The 24476-nt window shown below is 43.3% G+C and carries 16 protein-coding genes; 10 read left to right on the forward strand and 6 right to left on the reverse strand.

The genetic code is table 11. The features are described from left to right. Positions 1–43 precede the first annotated feature (43 nt). Positions 44–1234 (reverse strand): glycine C-acetyltransferase, encoded by a 1191-nt coding sequence (gene kbl / locus AC1DO4_RS11675; protein ID WP_477415917.1) that lies wholly within the window; start codon positions 1232–1234, stop codon positions 44–46. A gap of 132 nt (positions 1235–1366) precedes the next feature. Here kbl and AC1DO4_RS11680 point away from each other — a divergent pair, with 132 nt between their 5' ends. The 8 genes from AC1DO4_RS11680 (at position 1367) to AC1DO4_RS11715 (ending at position 17032) form a co-directional block, all read left to right on the forward strand. Further along, on the forward strand, positions 1367–3847 hold the full coding sequence (locus tag AC1DO4_RS11680; protein WP_477415919.1) for a DUF5686 family protein: 2481 nt from the start codon (positions 1367–1369) through the stop codon (positions 3845–3847). A 323-nt stretch (positions 3848–4170) separates the two neighbouring features. Next, positions 4171–5130, forward strand: a complete 960-nt coding sequence (gene trhO, locus AC1DO4_RS11685; RefSeq protein ID WP_477415921.1) for an oxygen-dependent tRNA uridine(34) hydroxylase TrhO — start codon at positions 4171–4173, stop codon at positions 5128–5130. Between the two features lie 187 nt (positions 5131–5317). Beyond that, positions 5318–8212, forward strand: coding sequence for a ligand-binding sensor domain-containing protein (locus tag AC1DO4_RS11690; RefSeq protein ID WP_477415923.1), 2895 nt, complete (start codon positions 5318–5320; stop codon positions 8210–8212). 260 nt (positions 8213–8472) lie between these two features. After that, positions 8473–11499 (forward strand): SusC/RagA family TonB-linked outer membrane protein, encoded by a 3027-nt coding sequence (locus tag AC1DO4_RS11695; protein WP_477415925.1) that lies wholly within the window; start codon positions 8473–8475, stop codon positions 11497–11499. A gap of 11 nt (positions 11500–11510) precedes the next feature. Further along, positions 11511–12995, forward strand: coding sequence for a RagB/SusD family nutrient uptake outer membrane protein (locus AC1DO4_RS11700; RefSeq protein ID WP_477415927.1), 1485 nt, complete (start codon positions 11511–11513; stop codon positions 12993–12995). 19 nt (positions 12996–13014) lie between these two features. After that, positions 13015–13890: a LamG domain-containing protein gene (locus tag AC1DO4_RS11705; protein WP_477415929.1), complete on the forward strand. Its 876-nt coding sequence runs from the start codon at positions 13015–13017 to the stop codon at positions 13888–13890. Between the two features lie 94 nt (positions 13891–13984). After that, complete coding sequence (locus tag AC1DO4_RS11710; protein WP_477415931.1) at positions 13985–15655, forward strand: glucoamylase family protein; 1671 nt, start codon at positions 13985–13987, stop codon at positions 15653–15655. Positions 15656–15676: 21 nt separating this feature from the next. Further along, positions 15677–17032, forward strand: a complete 1356-nt coding sequence (locus AC1DO4_RS11715; protein WP_477415933.1) for a glucoamylase family protein — start codon at positions 15677–15679, stop codon at positions 17030–17032. Positions 17033–17111: 79 nt separating this feature from the next. Here AC1DO4_RS11715 and AC1DO4_RS11720 read toward each other — a convergent pair whose 3' ends face one another. From AC1DO4_RS11720 to AC1DO4_RS11740, 5 genes are all read right to left on the reverse strand, one after another. Beyond that, a complete protein-coding gene (locus AC1DO4_RS11720) occupies positions 17112–18095 on the reverse strand; it encodes a hypothetical protein (protein WP_477415935.1) in 984 nt (327 codons plus the stop codon). Between the two features lie 80 nt (positions 18096–18175). Further along, complete coding sequence (locus AC1DO4_RS11725; protein WP_477415937.1) at positions 18176–18391, reverse strand: DUF2442 domain-containing protein; 216 nt, start codon at positions 18389–18391, stop codon at positions 18176–18178. Between the two features lie 95 nt (positions 18392–18486). Further along, positions 18487–19212 (reverse strand): YebC/PmpR family DNA-binding transcriptional regulator, encoded by a 726-nt coding sequence (locus AC1DO4_RS11730; RefSeq protein ID WP_477400747.1) that lies wholly within the window; start codon positions 19210–19212, stop codon positions 18487–18489. A 130-nt stretch (positions 19213–19342) separates the two neighbouring features. Beyond that, positions 19343–20293, reverse strand: coding sequence for an NAD-dependent epimerase/dehydratase family protein (locus tag AC1DO4_RS11735; RefSeq protein WP_477415939.1), 951 nt, complete (start codon positions 20291–20293; stop codon positions 19343–19345). An 880-nt stretch (positions 20294–21173) separates the two neighbouring features. Next, the gene (locus tag AC1DO4_RS11740; protein WP_477415941.1) at positions 21174–21590 is read right to left on the reverse strand and encodes a hypothetical protein; all 417 of its coding nucleotides are present in this window, start codon (positions 21588–21590) and stop codon (positions 21174–21176) included. A 907-nt stretch (positions 21591–22497) separates the two neighbouring features. On the opposite strand from AC1DO4_RS11740, the gene AC1DO4_RS11745 reads away from it, so the two are divergent. Together AC1DO4_RS11745 and AC1DO4_RS11750 are read left to right on the forward strand one after the other, a co-directional pair. After that, entirely contained in the window at positions 22498–23505 is a 1008-nt protein-coding gene (locus AC1DO4_RS11745) for an aspartate-semialdehyde dehydrogenase (protein ID WP_477400744.1), read from the forward strand. Positions 23506–23684: 179 nt separating this feature from the next. Beyond that, positions 23685–24470, forward strand: coding sequence for a hypothetical protein (locus AC1DO4_RS11750; RefSeq protein ID WP_477400743.1), 786 nt, complete (start codon positions 23685–23687; stop codon positions 24468–24470). Positions 24471–24476: the final 6 nt, after the last annotated feature.

Genomic DNA, 24476 nt, shown 5'->3' on the forward strand with positions numbered 1-24476 from the left:
AAGCATGAATAAATCATGCTTGCAATAAGATGCAAATATAAAATTATTTAATCACTCCCAATTCCTTACCTACTTTGGTAAATGCCGCTATAGCTTTATCCAAATGATGCATATCATGTGCTGCGGAAATCTGAACACGGATGCGGGCCTTACCCTGCGGAACTACCGGGTAGTAAAAGCCGATCACATAAATGCCTTCTTCCAGCATTTTAGCGGCAAACTCCTGGGCCAGCTTGGCTTCGTAAAGCATAACCGGTACAATTGGATGCACTCCCGGTTTTATATCAAATCCGGCTTCCGTCATTTTTTGGCGGAAGTATTGGGTATTACTTTCCAGTTTATCGCGCAGCTCGGTAGTTTCACTCAGCATATCCAAAACAGCTATTGAAGCGCCGGCGATAGATGGAGCAAGCGTGTTGGAGAAAAGGTACGGACGTGAACGCTGGCGCAGCATATCAATAATCTCTTTACGGCCGGATGTAAATCCTCCCGATGCACCGCCCAAGGCCTTACCCAGGGTGCCGGTAATAATGTCAATTTTACCCATCACATTATGATGCTCATGGGTACCCCTCCCGGTTTTACCCATAAAGCCCGAGCAATGACTTTCGTCAATCATCACCAGGGCATTGTATTGTTCGGCTAAAGCACAGATCTTATCAAGTTGTGCAATGGTGCCATCCATACTAAAGGCGCCATCTGTTACTATGATACGGTGACGGCAGCCTTCGGTAGCTTTAAGCTTTTCTTCAAGATCGGCCATATCATCATGCTTGTAGCGCTGGCGCTGGGCCTTGCAAAGGCGTACACCATCTATAATGGAAGCATGGTTCAGCTCATCAGATATTATAGCATCCTGTTCGTTAAACAATGGTTCAAAAACACCGCCATTAGCATCAAATGCGGCGGCGTAAAGTATGGTATCTTCGGTACCTAAAAATTCGGCTATCTTTTTTTCAAGCTCCTTATGTATATCCTGTGTGCCGCAGATGAAACGTACAGATGATAAACCGTAACCATGGGTATCCATTGCATCCTTAGCTGCCTGTATCACTTTAGGATTAGCAGATAGGCCAAGATAATTGTTAGCGCAAAAGTTAATCACTTCTTTGCCGCCCTGTACAGTTATATCTGCGCCCTGTGGGGATGTAATAATGCGTTCTTTTTTATATAACCCCGCATTTTCAATGGCTTCAAGTTCCTGCTGTAAAACCGGCTGTAATGTATTATACATAGTATGTAATGTTAAAGGCAGCAAAATTAAGCATTCACATGCATTTGAAATGCCTAATGAGGTCTAAATATTAAATAGCCTCTTTAGATAAAACATTTTAGAGGCAAAAAGTATTCTTATTAAAGAAAGATTATGAAAAGAAACTTACTGCTGATTGTCACTATTTTATGCGCTCTTAATACTACAGCACAGCAATATCTGTTGTCCGGGCAGATAACTGATCAAAAAAACAACGTAATTCCATTTACTTCAGTATACATTCGCAATTCAACCTATGGTACTACAGCTAATGAAAACGGATTGTACCAGTTTAAGCTTTCGCCCGGCACCTATAATTTAACTTACCGTTCTGTTGGCTTTAATGAAAAGGTAGTAACAGTTACTATAACAGATCATGATGAAACCTTGAATGTGCAAATGGATGACGAGGTTTTTGGAACAGCAAGGGTAGCTGCCATTTATCGCAAAAACCGCGATGCTGCTGATACCATCATGAAACAAGTGATAAAAAAGCGAAAATACTACCTGGACGAAGCGGCTTCGTACTCCTGCGCGGTTTATATAAAAGGAGTGCAAAAACTGTTGAGTGCACCTAAATCCCTGTTATCAAAAGAGGTTATCAATACGCTTGATCTGGATTCCATAGGTCGCGGCATTCTTTATCAGCAGGAATCATTATCGGAATATAATTTTCAAAGGCCTGATAAGATAAAGGAAATTACAATTGCCAACCGAACAGCTGGTATTAACACTGCTTTTAGTTATAATAAGGCATCCGATCTGCAGGTGAATTTTTATAATAATGTGTTTACCATAAACGGTTTAAGTACCCGTGGCTTTGTATCGCCCCTGGCATCAAATGCATTAACATTTTATAGGTATAAGCTATTGGGTGTATCAAATGAGAATGGCCGCGTTATTGATAAAATACAGGTAATCCCACGCCGCAGCCATGGCCAGTATTTCCAGGGCGATATTTATATTGTAGAGGGCGACTGGCGTTTATACGGTGCCGATTTGTACCTGGCCAATGGCATAAATAGCCTCAACCTGATAGATACTTTACATATCAGCCAGCAATATGTAGCCATTACCGATAGCGTTTGGATGCCATCGGCAGTGCAATACAACTTTAAGGGAGCTGTTTTTGGGTTTAAATTTGGCGGATATTACCTGGCGATTTATAACAGCTATAAAATCAACCCCACTTTCCCGGACCATTTTTTTTCCGGTGAAGTATTAAAGATTGATACTGCCGCAAATTCAAAAAAGGAAGATTACTGGGCATCTGTTCGCCCCGTTCCTTTAACCACAAGGGAAGCCCGGGATTATCAAAAGAAAGATAGCGTTGCGGCTTATCAGTTAACAGATCGCTACTTAGATTCCATTCAACATACCAAAAACCATATCAACTATCCGGGCTATTTAATATTTGGCTACTATGCCAGTAGCCGCAGCGAGAAGGATTCGCTATATGTTTATCCTTTTTTGCAAACCTTTTATTACAACACTGTTGAGGGCTTTGGCATAAATGCTAAGGTAAGATATACCAAAAAGCTGGACGATTTCCGCTCGCTAAGTATAACGCCGAACTTGCGGTACGGATTTGTAAACAAAATTTTGAGTGCCAATGTTTACTCGGAATATAAGAATGATCCTTTTCACAATGCTAAGTTTTTCATGAGCCTTGGCAACGATATTCTTGATTTAAATAACGTAGGCACCAGGTCGCTATACTTTAATACCCTGAGTACCCTCTTAAGCGAAAATAATTATGTTAAGTATTACCGCACCCATTATGGCCAGTTTGGATACCAGCGCGAGGTTACCAATGGGGTATTACTTAGCGGAAATCTGTCTTATGCCAGCCGGAGCCAGCTTTACAATACCTCATACGCCCACATTAAAGATGTTAAAAACAGGGAATATACGTCAAACAATCCGCTGGCCCCGCCGGGCACGCCAGCCGATGACCATTCCTTTTTATTTCCACAGAACCAGGCACTTACCTTTAGCACCTCGGCAACTTTTACGTTCGACCAGCGATATGCTACCCGGCCAACCGGCAAGTTTAACCTGCCCTCAAAATACCCTGCGCTCACCGTAAATTACCGCAAAGGCATCAAAGGGGTATTTGGTTCGGATGTTAATTATGACTTTACTTCTGTTGATGTTTCGCAATACAAAATCAGGGTGGGGTTAACCGGCTTTTCAGCTTTCAAGCTCACTGCAGGAGGCTTCTTTAATGATAAAACCCTGTATTATATGGATTACAACCACTTTTTAGGTAACCAGGGTACTACCTTTGATCCTACCTATGTGGGCAGTTTCCACTTTTTACCTTTTTATACATATAGTACCAACGGTGCTTTCCTCGAAGCTCATTTCCAGCACAACTTTGCCGGATCCATATTTAATAAGATCCCCATACTGAGAAAGGCCAAGCTGGAAGAGATCATCGGGGCTAATTACCTTACTACCAAAAACAACCGCAATTACCAGGAATATTATGTGGGCGTACAACGCCTTATTTTCAGGGTTGATTATGGTATATCCTACGCCGGCAATAAAAAATACATCCAGGGGTTCAGGATCTTTTACGGCATAAGGTAAAGGTGAAAGGATAAAGGTAAAAGGCGAAAGGTTATTACATATAATAATCAGGCGTTCGCTTTTTTATATGGATCCATTTACCAAAACATGCCGAACACCTTGTCTCAAAAACATTCCGAAAGCACACCTTCGGCAATCCTAAACATAACCTTTACCCTACCTTATCGCCATATAAACTTTCACCCTTAGTGCACCATTCACCAACCTATAAAAACCTTTTGCCTTTTACCTTTATCCTTTCACCTCAAAACGCTTTTACCTTTCCGCTCAAAATCATATCTTTGCACTTCATTTAACACTGTTTGCAGCAGTATCAATGGTTTATGGCAATATATAACACACTACTGTACTATTGTTATTCAACAATAGCCGATGCGGAGCAATTTGCTGCCGATCATTTAAATTTTTGTAAAAGTTTAGGTTTAACCGGTCGCATTATTGTAGCTACCGAGGGGCTTAACGGTACCGTATCCGGCACCGCCGAAGCTTGCAAAACCTATATGGATACCGTACACGCCGATGAGCGTTTCGCAGGCATCGACTTTAAGATTGATGAAGTTGCCGAGCCATCATTTGTAAAAATGCACTGCCGTTATAAAGCCGAGATCGTATACTCGGGCCTACGCGACCCTAACGTGATTAATCCGCAGCAACAAACCGGCAAACACCTGGAGCCAAAAGAATTTATGGCGATGAAGGACCGCGACGATGTGGTTGTTTTGGATGTTCGCTCCAACTATGAGCACTCCTTAGGGAAGTTCAAAAACGCGGTAACGCTTGATATAGAAAACTTCAGGGATTTCCCGGCGATGATTAACGAGCTGGCCAAATACAAGGATAAAAAGATCCTGACCTATTGCACCGGCGGCATTAAATGCGAAAAAGCATCGGCCTTGTTATTGCACGAAGGTTTCCCCGAAGTATACCAACTGCATGGCGGCATTATTAAATATGGCAAGGAAGCAGGGGGCCAGGATTTTGAAGGCAAATGCTATGTGTTTGATAACCGCCTGTCTGTCGATGTAAACAGCGTAAACCCAATGGTGATCTCCACCTGCCGTAATTGCGGCCAAACTACGCCTAAAATGATCAACTGCGCCAACCCCGAGTGCAATGAGCATTTTACCCAATGCGATGAATGCGGAACCAAAATGGAAGGCTGCTGCAGCGATGCCTGCCAAAGCCATCCGCGCAAAAGGGTTTATGACGGTACTGGTTACTACGTAAAAGTTCCGCAGCCGGTAAATACAGCGAAAAGGAAAAACGAGGGATTGCCGGTATAGCGCGTCAATTGCGAGAGGTAAAATCCGAAAATTCCGAAGGCTGGAATAACGTTTTGAAACAGTATATCCTATACCCAAAGCTTTCTGCCTTAAGCTTTTCGCTTTTTGCTAATCTTTTATTTCTCCAATTCAAAGCTTAATTTCGTAAAATTGGTTTGCTTTACAAGCTGATACCATTTTATATCCCATGCGTAGATCCCTGCTCACTGTTATATCCCTGTTTTGTATCATTGCCCTTAATGCCGGCGCGGTTGATATAAAAAGCATAGGGGTGCCTTATGTACAAAACTACACCAAGGCCATGTACCAGTCGGGCAATCAAAACTGGAGTGTAACGCGCGATGAGCATGGCATTATGTATTTTGGCAATGCCGAAGGCTTACTTGCTTTTGATGGCAAATACTGGCAGCAGCACCATATGCCCAATTCCCTTATCGTTCGGTCGGTATCCGCCGATGGCAGGGGTAAAGTGTACGTTGGCGCTTATGGCGAATTTGGTTACTGGGCCAATGATAAAAAAGGTTTTTTAAAATACAATTCGCTTGTAAGCCTGGTTCCCAAAAAATACCGGCCAATAAACGAGGAGATCTGGAAAATATATGTTGACGGCGGCAGGGTGATCTTCCAATCGTTTGGATCTATCTACATTTACGCCAAAGGGAAAATTGATGTTATAAAGGGGCCGAGTCCCTACCTGTTTTTATTTAAGGCTGGCAAACGCTTTTTTATTGAGCAGGTATCCGCCGGCTTATTCGAGCTTATAAACAATCATTTGGTGTATGTTGCGGGCAGTAATATTTTAGGCCCCAGCGGGGTACTTTCTATACTGCCATTTCAAAAAGACAGGTATATTATAGGCACCGCCCAAAACGGATTGTTTATTTATGATGGCCAAACCATAAAACCATGGGCAAACCAGGCTAACGATTTTTTAAAAACATACCAGCTTAATAACGGGGCAAAAATTGCCGGTAAGTATTTTGCTTATGGCACTATTTTAAATGGTATTGTGGTGATTGATACTGCTGGTAATGTAATACAGCACATCAATAAATCAAGCGGGTTACAAAACAACACTGTTTTAAGCTTGTATACCGATAGCGAACAAAACCTTTGGGCCGGTTTGGATAACGGCATCGACAGGATAGAGGTAAACTCGCCACTGTATTTTTATTTCGATAAAACCGGCAGGTTTGGCACCGTTTATTCCAGCATCATATTTAATAAAAAAATCTACCTCGGTACCAACCAGGGCTTATTTTACAGCGACTGGATAGCCGATAACAACAGTAAACTTTTCCAATCATTTGATTTTAAACTCATCCCCGGCTCACAGGGCCAGGTATGGGAACTTACCCTGCAGGATGGCCGTTTGCTTTGCGGCCACAATGATGGAACCTACCAGGTAAATGGCAATATTATCACCAAAATATCGGCAACAACCGGCGGGTGGACCACAAAAAAACTAAGCCAGGATAAACTTATCCAGGGAACCTATACCGGTTTGGTGATCTTCAAAAAAGATGCTGCCGGTAACTGGCTCTTTGATCATAAGGTAGAAGGTTTTGGGGAGCCATCGCGCTATGTGGAGCAGGATAACAAAGGGCAAATTTGGGTGAGCCATGCCTATAAGGGCATTTATAAAGTAACGCTGAGTGCTGATCTGAAAAAGGTAACCTCCAAAGTGTATTATGATAGCAAATACGGCTTGCCGGGCAGCTTTAACGTAAACGTGTTTGATCTTGATAACCGCGTTGTGTTCTCCTCAGATTCGGGTTTTTTTATTTATGACGACATTACCGACCGCTTTTTTAAATACACCCAGCTCAACAAAAAGCTGGGCACCTTTGCCACTTCAAGCAAAATCATAAAGGCCATTGGCAAAAAATACTGGTTCATTAACCAGGGCCGTGTAGCCCTGGCCGATTTTTCGGCACCGGGCCGGTTAAGTATTGATACCAATCGCTTCAGCATCCTTACCGGGCAAATGGTGCAACATTACGAAACCATAAACCGCATCAATAACTCAACCTACCTCATCAGTATTGATGATGGTTTTGTGATATTGAATGATGAAGACGCGCTTTTACCAAATAAAATAAACATTCCGCAGGTATTGATCCGCCAGGTAGAAAACATTACCGATAAAGTTTTTGCCATCAGCGAAAACAGCCATGACCTTAGCGATACCGGTATTCCCTATACGCAAAACAACATCCGCATCTCGTATTCGCTGCCCTATTATAAACAGGCAAAAATTAAATTCCAGTACTACCTGGAAGGCTACTCCCGGCAATGGAGCGACTGGACGCAACAAAGTCAGAAAGAATTTACCAACCTTGACCAGGGCACCTATCACTTTAAAGTACGCGCCAAAATCAATGATCAAAATGTATCACAAATAACTACGTTAACCTTTGTTATTCTACCGCCATGGTACGCAGGCAAGCTGGCTATGGTATTTTATGCTTTGTTGCTGGTACTCTCCTATTACCTGGTAAGGTATTATTACCGCCTTAAATTGAGGCGTCATCAGCACCGCATTCACCAAAAGTTGCAGCATGAAAAAGAGGAGTTTTTAAAGCAGGAAGCCATTGCCAGCGAACAGCATATCATCAACATAAAAAACGAACAGTTACAGGCCGATCTTGCCGGTAAAAGCCGTGAGCTGGCCAACTCGGCCATGAATTTGGTTTACAAGAACGAATTGCTGCAAAAAATAAGCGAAGAAATAGCACATTTAAAAGATACTACCGGCCAAAAACTGGCCGACGATCAGCTGCGCCGAATCCAAAAAGTGATAGATGAAGGGATGAACGATGAGCGCGACTGGAACATATTTGAAAAGAGTTTTAACGAAGCCCATGAAAACTTTTTCAAAAAACTGAAATCCGGTCATCCCGACCTTGTACCAAACGACCTTAAACTATGCGCATACCTGCGCATGAATATGAGCAGTAAAGAAATGGCATCCCTTTTAAACATCTCTCTCCGGGGCGTTGAAATAAGGCGCTATCGGCTGCGTAAAAAGCTCAACCTGGAGCACGATAAAAACCTGGTGGAGTTTCTCATCGAGCTATAATACTACATCATTACCTCTCATAGCCCCTTATAAACATGCCTTACTGCGCTCTAAAGTTGTAGTATATAAGCTACACGTTAAAATGGTTTAAATTTCAGTATATCAAATAGTTAACAAAATAAAAAACACATTTTGAGAAAGCGTGTTAAGATTGATGTATTAATGTTGAGTTAATTTTTTTGATTTAACTGTAATATCTGCACAGCTTTGTAAACTAATAAACCAATTATTTCTAACACGTTTTTATTTAATTAACCACTATGAAAAGAATTTTTACTATTTCAGGGGTGATGTTATTGTTCTTATTTTCCGTTACTGCCGCGTTTGCTCAAAACGTAACAGTAAAGGGTAAAGTAACTGATGCTGCAAACGGCGAAGCCCTAATAGGCGTATCTGTTTTAGTGAAGGGAACAACTACAGGTACCCAAACAGATGTTAATGGTGCCTTTACCATTAGCGCTGCCGGTACAACTACCTTAACTTTCGCTTATATAGGGTATGCCTCAAAAGAAGTTCCTGTAAACGGACAAACATCGATTGATGTACATCTGCAATCGCAAACCAACGAGCTACAGCAGGTTGTTGTAGTTGGTTACGGTACGCAGCGCAAGCTTGATGTAACCGGTTCGGTGGCAACAGTAAAAGGTGCCGATATTTCAAAACAGGCTTCAAACAACGCGCTGAGCGGCTTACAGGGTAAGGTAGCCGGCGTACAGATCACCAACAGCGGTTCTCCGGGTTCATCTCCTGCCGTTAGCATCCGCGGTTTAGGAACCGTTTATGGAAATGTAAGCCCATTATTTGTTGTTGACGGCGTTTGGTATAATGATATCAGCTTTTTAAATCCACAGGATATTGAAAGTGTAAGTATTCTTAAAGATGCGTCAAGCACAGCCATTTATGGTATCCGTGCAGCCAATGGTGTAATTTTAATAGGGACCAAAAGAGGCGTAAAAGGCAAACCGGTATTTAACTACAACGGCTACGCAGGCTGGCAATCAGTTACCAACCAGGTAAAAATGGCCAACGCAACGGAGTATGCCACCGCTATTAATGAGCTGTATACTTACAACAATATAACGCCCGTGCTATTTAGCGACCCCGCAAGTTTTGGAAAAGGGACTGACTGGTATGCGCAGATATTGCAAAATGCATTTGTAACCAACCATGAAGGCTCCATAAGCGGCGGTACCGATAAATATACTTATAACTATTCGTTTGGCTATCTTGACCAGGATGGTTTGGCCAAAACAAATAATTACAAACGCTATACCGCGCATTTATCAAATGATTTTAAAATTACAAAGGCTTTAAAATTTGGATACACGGCAAGCGGATTGATAGGTAAGTCAAAAGATATCAATGGCGGTATTTTTCACCAGCTATTTGGTGTAGCGCCTACATTACCTGTTTACTACAAAGATGGCGCTTACGGCGACCCTAATGATTACCATACAGGTGACGGCAACAACTATAACCCGCAGGCAACCTTGGATTTTTTCAATCAGCGTTCAAAAAATTACAGAATTACTTATAATGCCTACGCCGAACTGTCATTTTTAAAGAACTTTAAATTCAGATCGAGCTATGGCGGCGATAACGGCCGTGCCGAAGTAAGAGCGTACTCTCCAATATACTACGCTACGCTGGCCCAAAAAAGCACCTCATCTAATTTGGATGTAAACCAAACAGATACCCGCAACTGGATCTGGGAAAACACCCTGACCTATGATATTAAAATAAAAGATCATAAGTTAACTGCTTTGTTAGGCTATAGCGCACAGGATAACCGCACTTTTGAAAACGATGCACATGCGCAAAATGTTCCTTACAAAAGCAGCGGGAACCTGATAACTTCTTTTCCTGATACAGCTAAGGTAACCTACTATGCCGATCCTGCAAGGCAGGCGCACACCCGCGCATTATCGCAATTTGCCCGTGTTAATTATTCATTTAAAGATAAATATTTGCTGAATGCATCAATTCGCCGTGATGGGGCATCACAGTTTTATGGAGACCATACCTATGGTTACTTTCCATCGGTTGGTGCCGGTTGGGTAATTACCAACGAAGACTTCATGAAGGATCAGCATATATTTGATAATTTGAAACTTCGCGGTAGCTGGGGTAAAGTGGGGAATTCGGTAGTACCTATCAATCCAACAGTACAAACCATCGCATCCGATCCCTACCTCACCGCAATTTTTGGTAACCCGCAAACAACCAATCCGGGATCAAGCATAAATACGGTTGTACCTCCAACCATTGTTTGGGAAAAGGCAGTAGCTACCGATTTTGGTATAGAAGGGTCTGTATTAAATCACAGGTTATCATTCGAGGCCGATTACTACAACAGGGAAACACAGGACGCCATATTTTCTATCCCTATCCCCTCATCTCTGGGTACAAACAGCAGCTCTATCATAGCTAACCAGGCCAGTATCCAAAACAGGGGGTTTGAGTTTTTACTGAGCTGGAAAAATCAGGCATCAAAAGATTTCTCCTATAGTGTAAGTGCCAATGTTGGTATAAATACCAACAAGGTATTAAGTGTTCTAAGTGGTAAAAACCCTATTTACCAGGGCGGTAACGGAATTGCCAACGGTGCTTTAGCCACGCGTACTGTGGTAGGCCAGCCAATTGGCGAATTTTATGGCTACCAGGTAACCGGCATTTTCCAAACACCTGCCGAAGTGGCTGCATCAAAACAAAAAACCGCGCAACCTGGCGATTTCATTTACCAGGATACCAATAAAGATGGCCAAATAGATACCAAAGACCGCGTAGTATTAGGTAGCCCGCTGCCTAAATATAACTATGGCATCAATACCTCGTTTACTTACAAACAATTTGACCTGACTTTAGATTTCCAGGGCGTTGCCGATGTAAGCGTATATAACGCCAATATTGCCTACCGTTTTGGTAATGAAAACTTTACTAAAGATTTTTATGATCACCGCTGGCATGGCGCAGGTACATCAACCACCTATCCATCTGTAAATGTGGGCTCTACAGCAAACTCCGCCCCCAATTCATTTTACGTTGAAAGCGGTGCGTATTTCAGGATGAGGAATGCACAGTTGGGTTACACATTACCGTCGAGCCTGTTAAGCAAATGGAAAATACAAAAAGTAAGGCTTTTTGCTAATGCTCAAAACGCACTTACCTTTTTCGGTTACAAAGGCTTCACCCCTGAAGTTGGCGGTGGCGTAGGCAGCATGGGTATCGATGCAAGCGTGTATCCATTGTATGCAACCTATAATTTTGGTGTTAACGTTACTTTTTAATCAAAATAAAGATGAAGAACAGTAAAAACTTTTTCTTGCAAAAGGCCCTCATTTTAGGCTTTGTTGCATCTATCATAACATTTCAAAGCTGTAAAAAAAGCTTTCTAAATGTCAATCCGGCCGGCACTACAGCAGCCACACAATTTTGGAAAACTCAGGCCGATGCTACTGCGGCAGTAAATGCCATGTATGCTAATCTGCACGAATGGAAGAATATAGCTTTTGCCCCTATCGCCGTTGAAAGCATGGGATCTGATGATGTGGAAAAAGGCAGTAGCCCTACCGATGCTACCTACCTGAACAATTTCCATAACTTTTCGGCAACAGCCGGGGAAGGGCAAATTGCCGATTTTTGGGCTGGCGAGTATCAAACCATCAATTTTGCCAACCAGATATTGGGTAATGTACCTAACATAACCATGGACGATGCATTAAAAGCAAGATACCTTGCCGAAGCTAAATTCATCAGGGCTTATGCCTATTTCAGGCTGGTAAGAGCTTACGGCGATGTACCTTTGCGTTTAAGTTTACCCAAAAGCCCCACTGAGTATAACCTGCCTCGTACAGCCAAAACACAGGTATATGCTGCAATTGAAACCGATTTAACCGATGCCGCAGCGGTATTACCTCAAACCTACGGTTCGGCTGATGTTGGTCGTATAACTAAAGGCGCTGCATTAACCCTACATGCAAAAGTAGCGATGTATCAAAAGAAATGGAGCGATGTGGTAACTTATACCACACAGGTAATGGGCATGGGCTATTCGCTATATCCTGATTATGAGCAATTGTTCAGAACTACGCATAAAAATAACCAGGAATCGATATTTGAGGTACAGTGTATGCTGATCCCCAATAATGCTGCTGCTTCCAATTCACAATACTCACAGGTACAAGGCGTTCGCGGTTCAACCGGTGGCGGCTGGGGCTTCAATGTTCCGAGCGCTGATTTGGCCGCCGCATATGAAACCGGCGATCCGCGCAGGGATGCCACTATCATCTTCAGGGGCGAAACTACACCCGAAGGCGATGCCATACCTGCCAACGGTGATAATCCTATGTACAACCAAAAATCATATGTGCCTTTCGGCCTATATGTATCTGGCTTTAACGAAGGCTGCCAGCAAAACAAAATTGTGTTGCGTTATGCCGAAGTATTGCTGATGAATGCCGAAGCTAATAATGAGCTTGGTAATTCAGCAGCCGCTTTAGCTCCGTTAGAAGTGGTTCGCGCAAGGGCAAGAGGCGCCAATATCGCTATCCTGCCTAAAATTACCACCACAGATCAGGCTGCTTTACGTGCCGCTATTTATAAAGAAAGAAGAATTGAATTTGCTATGGAGTTTGATCGTTATTTTGATGTTATACGCCAGGGAAGAGGCTTAGAAGTTTTTGGTTCAAGGGGTTGGAAAGCAGGCAAAAACGAAGTTTGGCCGGTACCTCAAAACGAGATTGACCTGAGTGCGGGTATTTTAACCCAAAACCCTAATTATTAATTATCAAAATTCAATAACGATGAAAGCATTTAAAAACTCACTTACAGTTGCGCTTCTGGTGGGCGTAGCTGCAAGCTTCACCATATCATCATGCAAAAAAGGTTTTGATCCTAAAACTTACGCCCCATCAAAACCATTACCAACATTTGGCGGGTATAGCAGTACAAAAGATATTGAACCTGCAAGCTTAGTAGCCTATTATCCATTCAACAGCAACCTTGCCGATAGTTTATCGGGAGCTACAGGTGTTGGAGCCGGAACAAGCTTTACTAAAGGATTAACAGGCCAGGGATTAAAGGGAGCCGATAAATCATACGTACTATATGATACACCTGCGGGGATCAAATCTTCTAAAAGTTTTACCGCAAGCGTTTGGGTAAATATGCCGCAAAATACTTCTGCAACAGGGCTTATCGATCTTCAAAACGATCAGCCTGGGGGAGCCGGATTTTGGGGTAGCCTTGCTATATTTTTTGATAACGGCGGCACATCATCAACCGGGGTACTTAAAGTGCATGCATTTAACAAAAGCGGCAGCTCAACAGGAATAGATGGATGGGAAGGCGGATATACCGTAGCAGATCCCTGGAATACATGGATAAATGTTACCGTAACTTTTGACGCAGACGCCTCTACAATTTATGTGTATTACAATGGCGCTCTTGCAGGTAAAAACACAGTTACGGGCTTTGCTCCTTTGGATTGGACCAATGCCAAAAAATTGGTTTTTGGTACTTTGCAGTTTCAAACCACCCCATCGCTTACTGCCAATACCGGCGCGCAGGATTGGGCCGGTTACGTAACCGGAACATTAGATCAGATAAGGTTTTATAACAAATCTCTTTCTGCCTCACAGGTTTTAGCTTTATATAACCTGGAAAAAGCAGGAAGATAATTGGTTGATTGATTTGGGTTGTTCCGGGTAAAACCGGGCACCCATTTTTTTCAAGATATAATTTAACCGGAATTTATTAACGTCGGGTTTGTGCATGAGGAATTTTAAAAATTGTTTGGTCTGGGGCTTAATTATCATACTTTTTGCCTGTGGCAAAGGATCAAAAACCACCCCACCACCTGTTACACCACCGGTTTCCTCATTCAGCTTTAATGCATTAAAAGTGAACGGAAAAAACAATGGGTTTAAGTATGTGAATGTTAATGCCAAACCGGCAATTGCCATTACGTTTTCAACCCCGCTTAACCGTACATCAATAGCCGGTAGCATTAGTATAAGCAGCAAGGCCGGTGCAACGGCTACCTACAATACTACCTACCAAAACAGCGATAGCACGGTGGTAATTACCCCAACGGGTTTCTCGCCCATCACGCAGTACACCCTGAATGTTACTACAGCGCTAAAATCAGTAAAGGGCGGCAGCCTGCAATCGGCATTGGCTGTGCAGCTTACCACGGCTATCGATAGTACAAAAAAATTCGGCACCATAACCGATGATCAACTTTTAGACCTGGTGGAGAAACAAACCCTGAAATACTTTTATGATTTTGGCCACCCCACCAGCGGCCTCGCACGCGAACGCAATTCATCGGGTGATGTGGTAACCACCGGTGGCTCGGGTTTTGGCATTATGGCTATTGTCGCGGGCATTAACCGTGGTTTTATCTCCCGTGCCAATGGTTTAGCACGGATGCAAAAGATTGTTGGCTTTTTAAATACCAAAGCTCAAAAGTTCCATGGTGCTTTTCCGCATTGGCTTAATGGCGCTACCGGTGCTGTTGTACCATTCAGCGCGCAGGATAATGGCGCCGACCTGGTAGAAACCTCCTACCTGGTGCAGGGTCTGCTAACCGCGCGCCAGTATTTTAGCGGCGCCGGCACAGATGAAACCCAGCTGCGTACCGATATCAATACTTTATGGAACGGTGTAGAGTGGGACTGGTTTCGCCAAAACAGTCAAAACGTTTTATACTGGCACTGGAGCCCCGACCAAAACTGGGCTATCAATATGAAAATTACCGGCTGGAATGAAGCATTGATAGTTTATGTTCTGGGAGCAGCGTCAACAACCCATGTCATACCCAAAACAGTTTATGACCAGGGATGGGCAAATAACGGCGGCATTAAAAACGGCAATACTTATTATGGCGTTACCTTACCGCTTGGCCCGGCGCAGGGCGGCCCGATGTTTTTTGCGCATTATTCGTTCTTAGGTATCAACCCCAAAGGCTTAACCGATGCCTATGCCAACTACGAAACACAGAACAAGGCACACGTCAACATCAATTATAATTACTGCGTTGCCAACCCGCAGGCCAATGGCGGCTACAGTGCCGATTGCTGGGGACTAACCGCAAGCGATATTGAAGGCGGCTATACAGCAAGCTCGCCAACTAACGATGTTGGGGTAATTGCGCCTACCGCGGCGATAGCATCTTTGCCTTATACGCCAACACAATCTATGGCGGCCTTAAGATTTTTTTACTACACGCTTGGCGATAAATTATGGGGACAATATGGCTTTTACGATGCTTTTAACTTAACCAACCCATGGTTTGCAGATTCATACCTGGCAATTGACCAGGGACCAATTGTGGTAATGATAGAAAACTACCGCACCGGCCTGCTCTGGAACCTGTTTATGAGTGCACCGGAAGTAAAAACCGGCATGAAAAACTTAGGATTCAGCAGTCCTAACCTATAAATTTTAATAACGATATTCTACATGAAAAAAATTATAATAACCCCCATTTTGCTGATGCTTGCTCTGTGTTGCTTTGCACAAAAGCAATCAAAAACCACAACGGCAGATGGCATTAAACCAGTAGGCATTATAAAAAACCTTAGCGATAGCGCATTACTTGATGTGGTGCAACGCCAAACGTTCCGCTATTTCTGGGATTTTGGTCACCCTGTAAGCGGCCTGGCCCGCGAGCGCAGCAACAAGTCATTTGATTATGGCGATGAAGTTGTAACAACCGGAGGATCGGGCTTTGGCATAATGGCGCTCATTGTTGCCGATAGCCGTAAATGGATCACCCATGAGCAGGCTGTTGACAGGATGGTGAAGATGGTTAACTTTTTGTTTAAGGCCAGCTCGTTCCATGGCGCTTTCCCCCACTGGATGAATGGCGAAACCGGCAAAGTAATCCCGTTTGGGCGTAAGGATGATGGGGGCGATATTGTGGAATCGGCCTATTTATTCCAGGGGCTGATCTGCGCAAAACAATACTTTGCCGCCAACAATCCTAAAGAGCGGCGCATCCGCGATGTGATCAGCTGGATGTGGGGCGAAATGGAATGGAACTGGTACACCCGCGAAGGTCGTGACGCCCTTTACTGGCACTGGAGCTCCAACAATGGCTGGGCCATGAATTTCCCTATCCATGGCTTTAATGAATGCCTTATAACGTACGTGCTGGCTGCATCTGCGGATAGATACCCGGTAAGCGCCGATGTTTACCACAGGGGTTGGGCGCAAAGCGATTTCTTCAAAAACGGCAAAACTTTTTACGGTTATAAATTGCCGCTGGGTTTTGATTTTGGCGGACCGCTTTTCTTTTCGCAATACTCGTTTATGGGCTTAAATCCAAAAGGGTTGAAAGACCAATATGCCGATTACTGGGAGCAGAACAAAAACCATACACTCATTAACTACGCCTACTGTGTTGATAACCCTAAAAAGTTTAAAGGCTACGGCGAAAACTGCTGGGGACTTACCGCCAGCGATAACTTTGAAGGTTACAATGCACATTCGCCAACAAACGATCTTGGGGTAATAACGCCAACAGCGGCATTATCTGCATTTCCATACACACCGGAACAATCCATGAAAGCCCTGCGCCATTTTTATTACGACCTGGGCGATAAGATCTGGGGCGAATACGGCTTTACCGATGCTTTCAGCGAATCGCATAACTGGTATGGAAAATCATATTTGGCTATAGACCAGGGGCCAATTGTGGTAATGATAGAAAACTACCGTACCGGCCTGCTCTGGAAACTTTTCATGAGCAGCCCCGATGTACAAAACGGCCTAAACAAACTTGGTTTTGAAAGCCCGGCAATCGCAAAGAAATAACACGATTTAGGGATTTTTTAGGATTTACAAGATGCTGTGCAGTCGTTCAACTAAGTTGGGCGACTGTTTTTAATTTACACTACTCCTGTTCCGGCTTTTTAGGCAGGGTTTTCATATTGAACTTTGGCTTGTAGACCGGTTTAGCAACGGGAGTTTCTTCAGCCGGCTTTATTTCAGTTGATTCCGCCGATGGAGCAATTTGCTCCTCCTTTTCCGCGGATTTTTCCTCCGCCTCAACAGTTTTGGGCTTCATCATCGCGGCGTTAAAGCGCGGTTTAAAGGCAGGTTTCGCAGCTGGGATTTCTGCTGTTGGAGTGCCTGAGGGCTCTGTAGGTTCCTCCTGTTTCTCTTCTGCGGATGATTCCTCAACAACCGGTTTTGGTTTCACCATAGCGGCGTTAAAGCGCGGTTTAAAAGCAGGCTTTGTAACAGGCGTTTCTGCCGGTGGGGTAGTCGTTTCTTTTACCTCGGCCTTTTCCTCAACAGCATCAGTGCTTTCTGCAGGTTTAGGTTTTACCATAGCAGCGTTAAAACGCGGTTTAAAAGCAGGCTTTGTAACAGGCGTTTCTGCCGATGGAGTAGTTGTTTCTTTTACTTCCGGCTTTTCCTCAACAGCATCGGTACTTTCTGCAGGTTTAGGTTTCACCATTGCCGGATTAAAACGCGGTTTAAAGGCAGGCTTTGCAGGTATATTCTCAACAGGTTGTTTATCCTCTTCGGCCTTAACCTCTTCCGGTTTTTCCTCCACGGGTTTAGGTATAGCTGCCGCCCTGAATTTTGGTGTAAAACCAATTTTTGGTGATGGCGTTACCGGTTCTGTCAAACTATCGGTAATAGTTTGTTCGGCAAGAGGGTTTGCAATGGCAACCTTTTCGGTTTTTATTTCCTGCGGAACAGGGAACCTCCGCCTTAGTTTATTGAACCAGTATTTCTTGGAATGGTCGAAACTCTTCTCTCCCATCTGCTCAAAGTGATCTTTAAATTCAGAAAACAACGATCCCTCAGCCGCTTGTAAAGCCGCCAGGTCAATCCTTTTCTTTTTAAAAAACTCTTCGAAAACCATTTAATTAGATTTGAGACGTGAGATATGAGATATGAGATAAAACCATTCCGGTCTCAAATCTCATATCTCACATCCCATATCTATGTTGCCACATCCACATCCAGCTGATTAAAATGGATGCCTTTATCTGTTTGTTTCCAGTCTGCACGCTCCTCGTCGGTAGCGTTCATCAGTTTGGGGAACCACTCCAGCGGGAAGGCCTGTTGCTTGCCATCAGCTTTTTCAACAAAAAGCAAGCCATTGGCAAAGGTTACCTTTACTTTCTTTTCTTCCTTACGTGAACTGAATAGTGGCATTTGGCCCCCTCTAAATCTCCCCCGGAAGGGGAGACTTTTGTTTTAATGTCTATTTTTTTATAGCCCTCCCTTCCGGGGAGGGTTGGGTGGGGCTTTTACTCCGCCATATTATGGTACACCGCCTGTACATCGTCATCTTCTTCAAGGCGATCTATCAGTTTCATGATCTCGGTAACCTGTTCTTCTGTTACTTCATGAAATGATTGCGGCACACGCTCCAGCTTGGCTGATTTTACTTCAACACCTAATTCCTCCAGTGCTTTTTGCATTTTACCAAAATCTTCAAAGGCAGTATGTATAACGCCAATATCGTTACCCTCTTCATCAGCTTCAACAAACAGGTCTTCCAGGCCGGCATCTATCAGTTCAAACTCCAGTTCTTCCAGGTCGCGCTCGCCGGGTTCAAATGTAAAAACAGATTTACGGGTAAAAATAAAATCCAATGACCCGGTTTTACCCAACGAGCCACCATATTTTGTAAAGTAACTGCGCACGTTGGCAACAGTACGGTTGGTATTATCGGTAGCGGTTTCAACCAAAACAGCAACACCATAAGGTGCATAACCTTCGTAAACCAGTTCTTCGTAATCTTTTTCGTCGCGGCTTGTGGCCCTTTTAATGGCAGCTTCCACGCGGTCTTTAGGCATGTTAACAGCCTTGGAGTTTTGCACAGCTGTACGCAAGCGCGAATTGGTGGTAATATCGCCGCCACCGGCTTTTACAGCCATCACAATTTCTTTCCCTAAACGGGTAAACTGCACTGCCATTTTAGCCCAGCGCTTAAACTTTCTCTCTTTGCGGAATTCAAATGCTCTTCCCATAACTTTTTATTTGTCCATCGTCCATGGACGATAGACCATAGACTCAGCGAATATAATTTGTTTTTTGTATAAGTTTTGCAAAACAACAAAGGTAAAACCTTTATGCTTTCGCCTTTAATCTTTTATACCTCTATATTACCTTTTTCAAATTCTCCAGCATATCTGCAGTCATTTTTGGCAATTCGTATTCCAGTTTCCATCCCCAGTCCTGCTGCGCACGGCTATCGTCAATTGATTTTGGCCAGCTATCGGCAATGGCCTGGCGCGGGTCGCTTTCAACATAACCCATCTCGAAAGCGGGAATATGTTTTTTGACCTCATCGGCCAGCTGCGCCGGGGTAAAGCTTATTCCGGCCAGGTTGTACGATGATCGGATCTTAACCTGCTCAGCGGGTGCATCCATCAAACTGATGGTGGCCCTAATGGCATCTTCCATATACATCATTGGCAAGGCAGTATCTGCAGAAAGAAAACTTTCATATTTACCTTTTTTTAACGCTTCATGAAATATATGCACGGCATAATCGGTAGTTCCGCCACCGGGTGATGCCTTCCAGCCAATTAGGCCAGGGTAACGAATACTCCGTACATCAACACCGTATTTGGTATAATAATATTCGCACCAGCGTTCGCCTGCCAGTTTACTGAAACCATAAACCGTGTTTGGGTCCATTACACAATATTGCGGTGTATTAAACTGCGGCGAATGCGGACCAAAAACAGCTATCGAGCTTGGCCAAAAAACCCTGCCGGTTTTAAATTCAACAGCAAAATCAAGTACGTGAATAAGGCCGGTCATGTTCAGATCCCAGGCCATTTTAGGTTTTTGCTCGCCTACGGCCGATAATATGGCTGCCAGCAGGTAAACCTGCGTTGGGCGATGTTTATCAAAAATATGGTGCAGGTTATGCTTATCCAGCACATTTACAATTTCATAAGGGCCGCTATTTCGTATGGCATAAGTTGGGTCGTTAATGTCGGATGCTATTACATTTTCAGCTCCGTGAATGCCCCTTAAAGCCATTACCAGTTCGGTACCAATCTGACCATTGGCGCCAATCACTAAAATTTTTTCGGTCATCAACTTTTAGTTTTGGCAAAGGTAGGAATTTGGGTGAAAAGTTGATGGTTGATTGGTGAGTAGTTCAGGGAAATCGCTTTTAAGTATCTATCATATTTTTTGGCTAAAGCCCTAACTTATTTCTGTCAATTTAACCGTTGGCTGAAGCCCACCGGCAATGATTTAAGGACTGATCCCGTTTAAGGTAGCTAAAAGTTCATTGCCGTCCCATTTATGGGACGGTAGCGAAGGAATAAAAAGCGGCTTCAGCCAAAATTTGCCATGCAGATATTTTAAAAGCGATTTCCCTGGCGAAACGGTGTTTGGTGGCAAAATACAGCCCTTATTGCTTCCTGTTGAGCATCACATGCGCCTCCCGCCAGACAGGTGAGATTTGCATGTGGGAGACGCATGTGATGCGTCTCTACAAAAAACGGCATTAATTATCGGCCCAAAGCGTCCGTTTGTCCGTCCGTTCCCGGGTGACCATGTTTTGCGGACGCTTTGCGGACACCCCTATCTATAATAAGATTTCGATCATTCCCTTGATTTTAAAAATAAACTTTATTCTTTATTTTAAAGACTTTTCTGTATATTTGAAAGGGTGTTGTATGTTTTTATACAAAGCCATGTGTCCGCAAGATGTCCTATACATGGGCTTCTCCGGACGGACGGACAGACGAACGGAAAGGTACTCAATCCTGTCCGCAAGGTGTCCGCAAATGTCTCACTCCCCTTTGCGGACGGACACCCAACCCAACCAACATATTCTACAGGCAGTATGCATCCGTACACAGTCAAGGTCATATATATATACACTTATATATATAGGCTATTGGATAAGTATTTTTAAAAAACGCGGAAATTTTTTAATTTATATCAGCAAAAAAAAATGAGGCAGCTATTCAATTATTTTATTTAGCATACCGCTTGCTATACTTCGCAGTGTAATTATGTTTATAGATATTGCAATAATGTAAAATGCAAGAAAAAATAATGGGGCATAGTATTCACCCTCGTGTATTAAGATAATTGATACCGCAGCTAATATAAACGCAGGTACCAACAAGCTTTTGTACCAGGTAAAGGTTATTAATGCCTCCTTATTTAATAAGCTAATTTCAAATTTACCGCCATCTAATCGTTTCACTGCCTCAAAATTCCATATTAGTTCCCAGGGATCATCATCAAATTCAACAGTGCTATCGGTTACGTTGTTAACCCTGTATTTACCATCATCTAACAGCGATACTATTTTGCCGGTTATAATTTGAGGGTCGAGGTTGGTTGATTGGCTTATTTTAAACTTTAATTTCATTTGCGGTAAGGGTAAGGCGAAGTTAAAAAAGATAGTATTATTAAAAAACAGCATTAATATATCTTTCACCTTTGGGGTATAAGCCTGTCCGTCCGTCCGCAGGTGTCCAACACTTCAGAACGGACGGACACCTGCACGTTGATTTGCCTTGCAAAAAGCCCCAAATCCGAACTCCCAAACGGCGAAGCCCTCAACGCAGTTAATCCCAATTCCGAAATCTAACACAGGGTGTCCGTCCGTCCACAGGTGCAACACTTCCGGACGGACGGACACCTGCATGTTGATTTGCCTTGCAAAAATCCCCAAATCCGAACTCCCAAACGGCGAAGCCCTCAACGCAGTTAATCCGAAATCTAACACGGGTGTCCGTCCGTCTGCAGGTGCAGCACTTCCGGACGGACGGACACGTGCATGATCAAATTCCAAATCATTAACGGACCTAACAGGAAATCGCTTTTAAAATTAAAAGCCAGCAGGAGGCACCTACGGAGCCATGCTTTTGGGTTTTCTTGCGCTATAAACACGCGACTCCCGTGGAGTCAATGACACACACCTCAACCATTTCCAACTCCAGCGGAGTTATGTGTTTATAGTGAAAAGTGCCTTGACCCTGGCTCCGTAGCTGCCTCCTTTTTAAAAGCAATTTCCCTGGTGAGTAGTTGATTAAGTTGGGATGTGTTTGAAAAGTGTTCCCATGTAAATAGTTTTCAGGTCACGCAGTTCAGGATATAAGCCACAATCCATTTCACCTACCCCTCACCTGATTAACGATTTACTAAAAACCTACTATTTCGGTAGATTATCCAAAAAATTATGCATCTTTGAAGTTTAATATTTTATTACATAACAAATTAACTCAAAATGAACCTCCAAAGGAGCTCATTACATTTAAAAACAAATTAACACAATGAAAGTCGCAGTAGTAGGTGCTACAGGATTAGTAGGCACCAAAATGTTGCAGGTTCTTGCAGAACGCAACTTCCCCGTTACAGAATTAATTCCCGTAGCTTCAGAGAAAAGTATTGGTAAAGAAATTACTTTTAAGGGTAAGCAGTTTAAGGTAGTTTCTGTTGAGGATGCGATTAAGATGAAGCCGGATGTAGCTATTTTCAGCGCCGGCGGAAGCACTTCATTACAACAAGCTCCGCTGTTTGCAGCAGCCGGTACAACCGTTATTGATAATTCATCAGCATGGCGCATGGACCCAACCAAAAAACTGGTTGTACCCGAAGTGAATGCCGATGTACTGACTGCCGATGATAAGATCATCGCCAACCCAAATTGCTCAACCATACAAATGGTAGTGGCCTTAAAACCGCTTCACGATAAATATAAAATTAAAAGGGTGGTTGTTTCAACCTACCAATCGGTAACCGGTACGGGTGTTAAAGCTGTCGACCAGTTATTTAACGAGCGTAAAGGCATCGATGGACCAAAGGTATACCCTTACACTATCGATTTAAATGTTATCCCGCAGATTGACGTTTTCACCGAAAATGGTTACACCAAAGAGGAAATGAAAATGATCCTGGAAACCAAAAAGATCATGGGCGATGACAGCATCAGGGTAACTGCTACTACTGTGCGTATCCCGGTTATGGGTGGTCACTCCGAATCGGTGAACATTGAGTTTGTAAATGATTTCGATTTGGGCGAAGTAAGAGAACTATTGGCTAACTCGCCAGGCATTGTGGTGGTTGATGATACCGCCAACCTGAAATATCCTATGCCGCTTGACGCGCACGATAAAGACGAAGTTTTTGTTGGCCGCCTGCGTCGCGACGAAAGCCAGGACAATACCTTAAACTGCTGGATAGTATCTGATAACCTGCGTAAAGGCGCGGCTACCAATGCTGTACAGATTGCAGAATACCTGGCTGCCAAGCATTTGATTGGTCAGCCGGTTGAGGCGTAGTCGCAGTTAACCTATTTTTAGATATACAAGCCCTGTGATGAAAATTGCAGGGCTTTATTTTTTCAAAAAAAATAGAAGTCCGCAAATATTTTGAAAAGACAAAAGAAAAATAAGTCAGTTTAGTTATAAAATTTAACTATTATTTACCACTTATAGCATTTTTTACTAACTTGTAAACGATGAAAGCCTTTAAGCTATTTGTTGTTTTCTGTTGTTGCTGTTTTATCACAGCAAATTTATATGCTCAGGAAGGTGTCAATCCGGATGCTATTGAGAATGACCTCCTCAGGGTTTTTAAAAGAGTAAATTATTATGGCGCTCACAAAAAAGAGTGGAAAGCCATTGATTCCCTCAAAAAAATGAATAGCATATTCGCTTACAAGCTTAAGTACTATACCGCTAAATATCCATATACCATCCACCTGAATTTTACCGCGCTAAAAAAGGAGCGCCTGGTTATAGCCACCGCTGCAGATGGCCTGTTCCGTACATATTCATGGGATACCAACCTGGGTGCTAACGGGTATGATTTTGATAACGTATTGCAATACAGCGTTAAGGGAAAAACCTTTTCCTTGTTAAAAATGGATCCGCCGGGCAAGGAGGCTTACTGGTATCCTAAAATATACACCTTTGCCGCTAACAATAAAACGTATTACTTAGCGGTATATAATTCCATTCTTTCGGCCACTAAAGCCGCGCAGGGCATCCGGGCCTTTGCCATCGAAAACGGTGTATTAAACGGGCGGGTACCGATGGTAAAAACCCCTACAGCAGTATTAAGCAGGCTATATTACGAATACAGCCTGCAATCGGTAGCCGACTGGGAAGCCTTCCCAAGTATATATTTTGATAAAGAAACTAAAACTATCCATACCCCCCTGGTTGATTACAGCGGCAAAATGACCCATAAACTTATTACCTATAAATTTACCGGAAGGTTTTTTGAGAAGGTAAAGAATTAACTTAGC

The organism is Mucilaginibacter sp. P5_A6 (genome assembly GCF_056400585.1).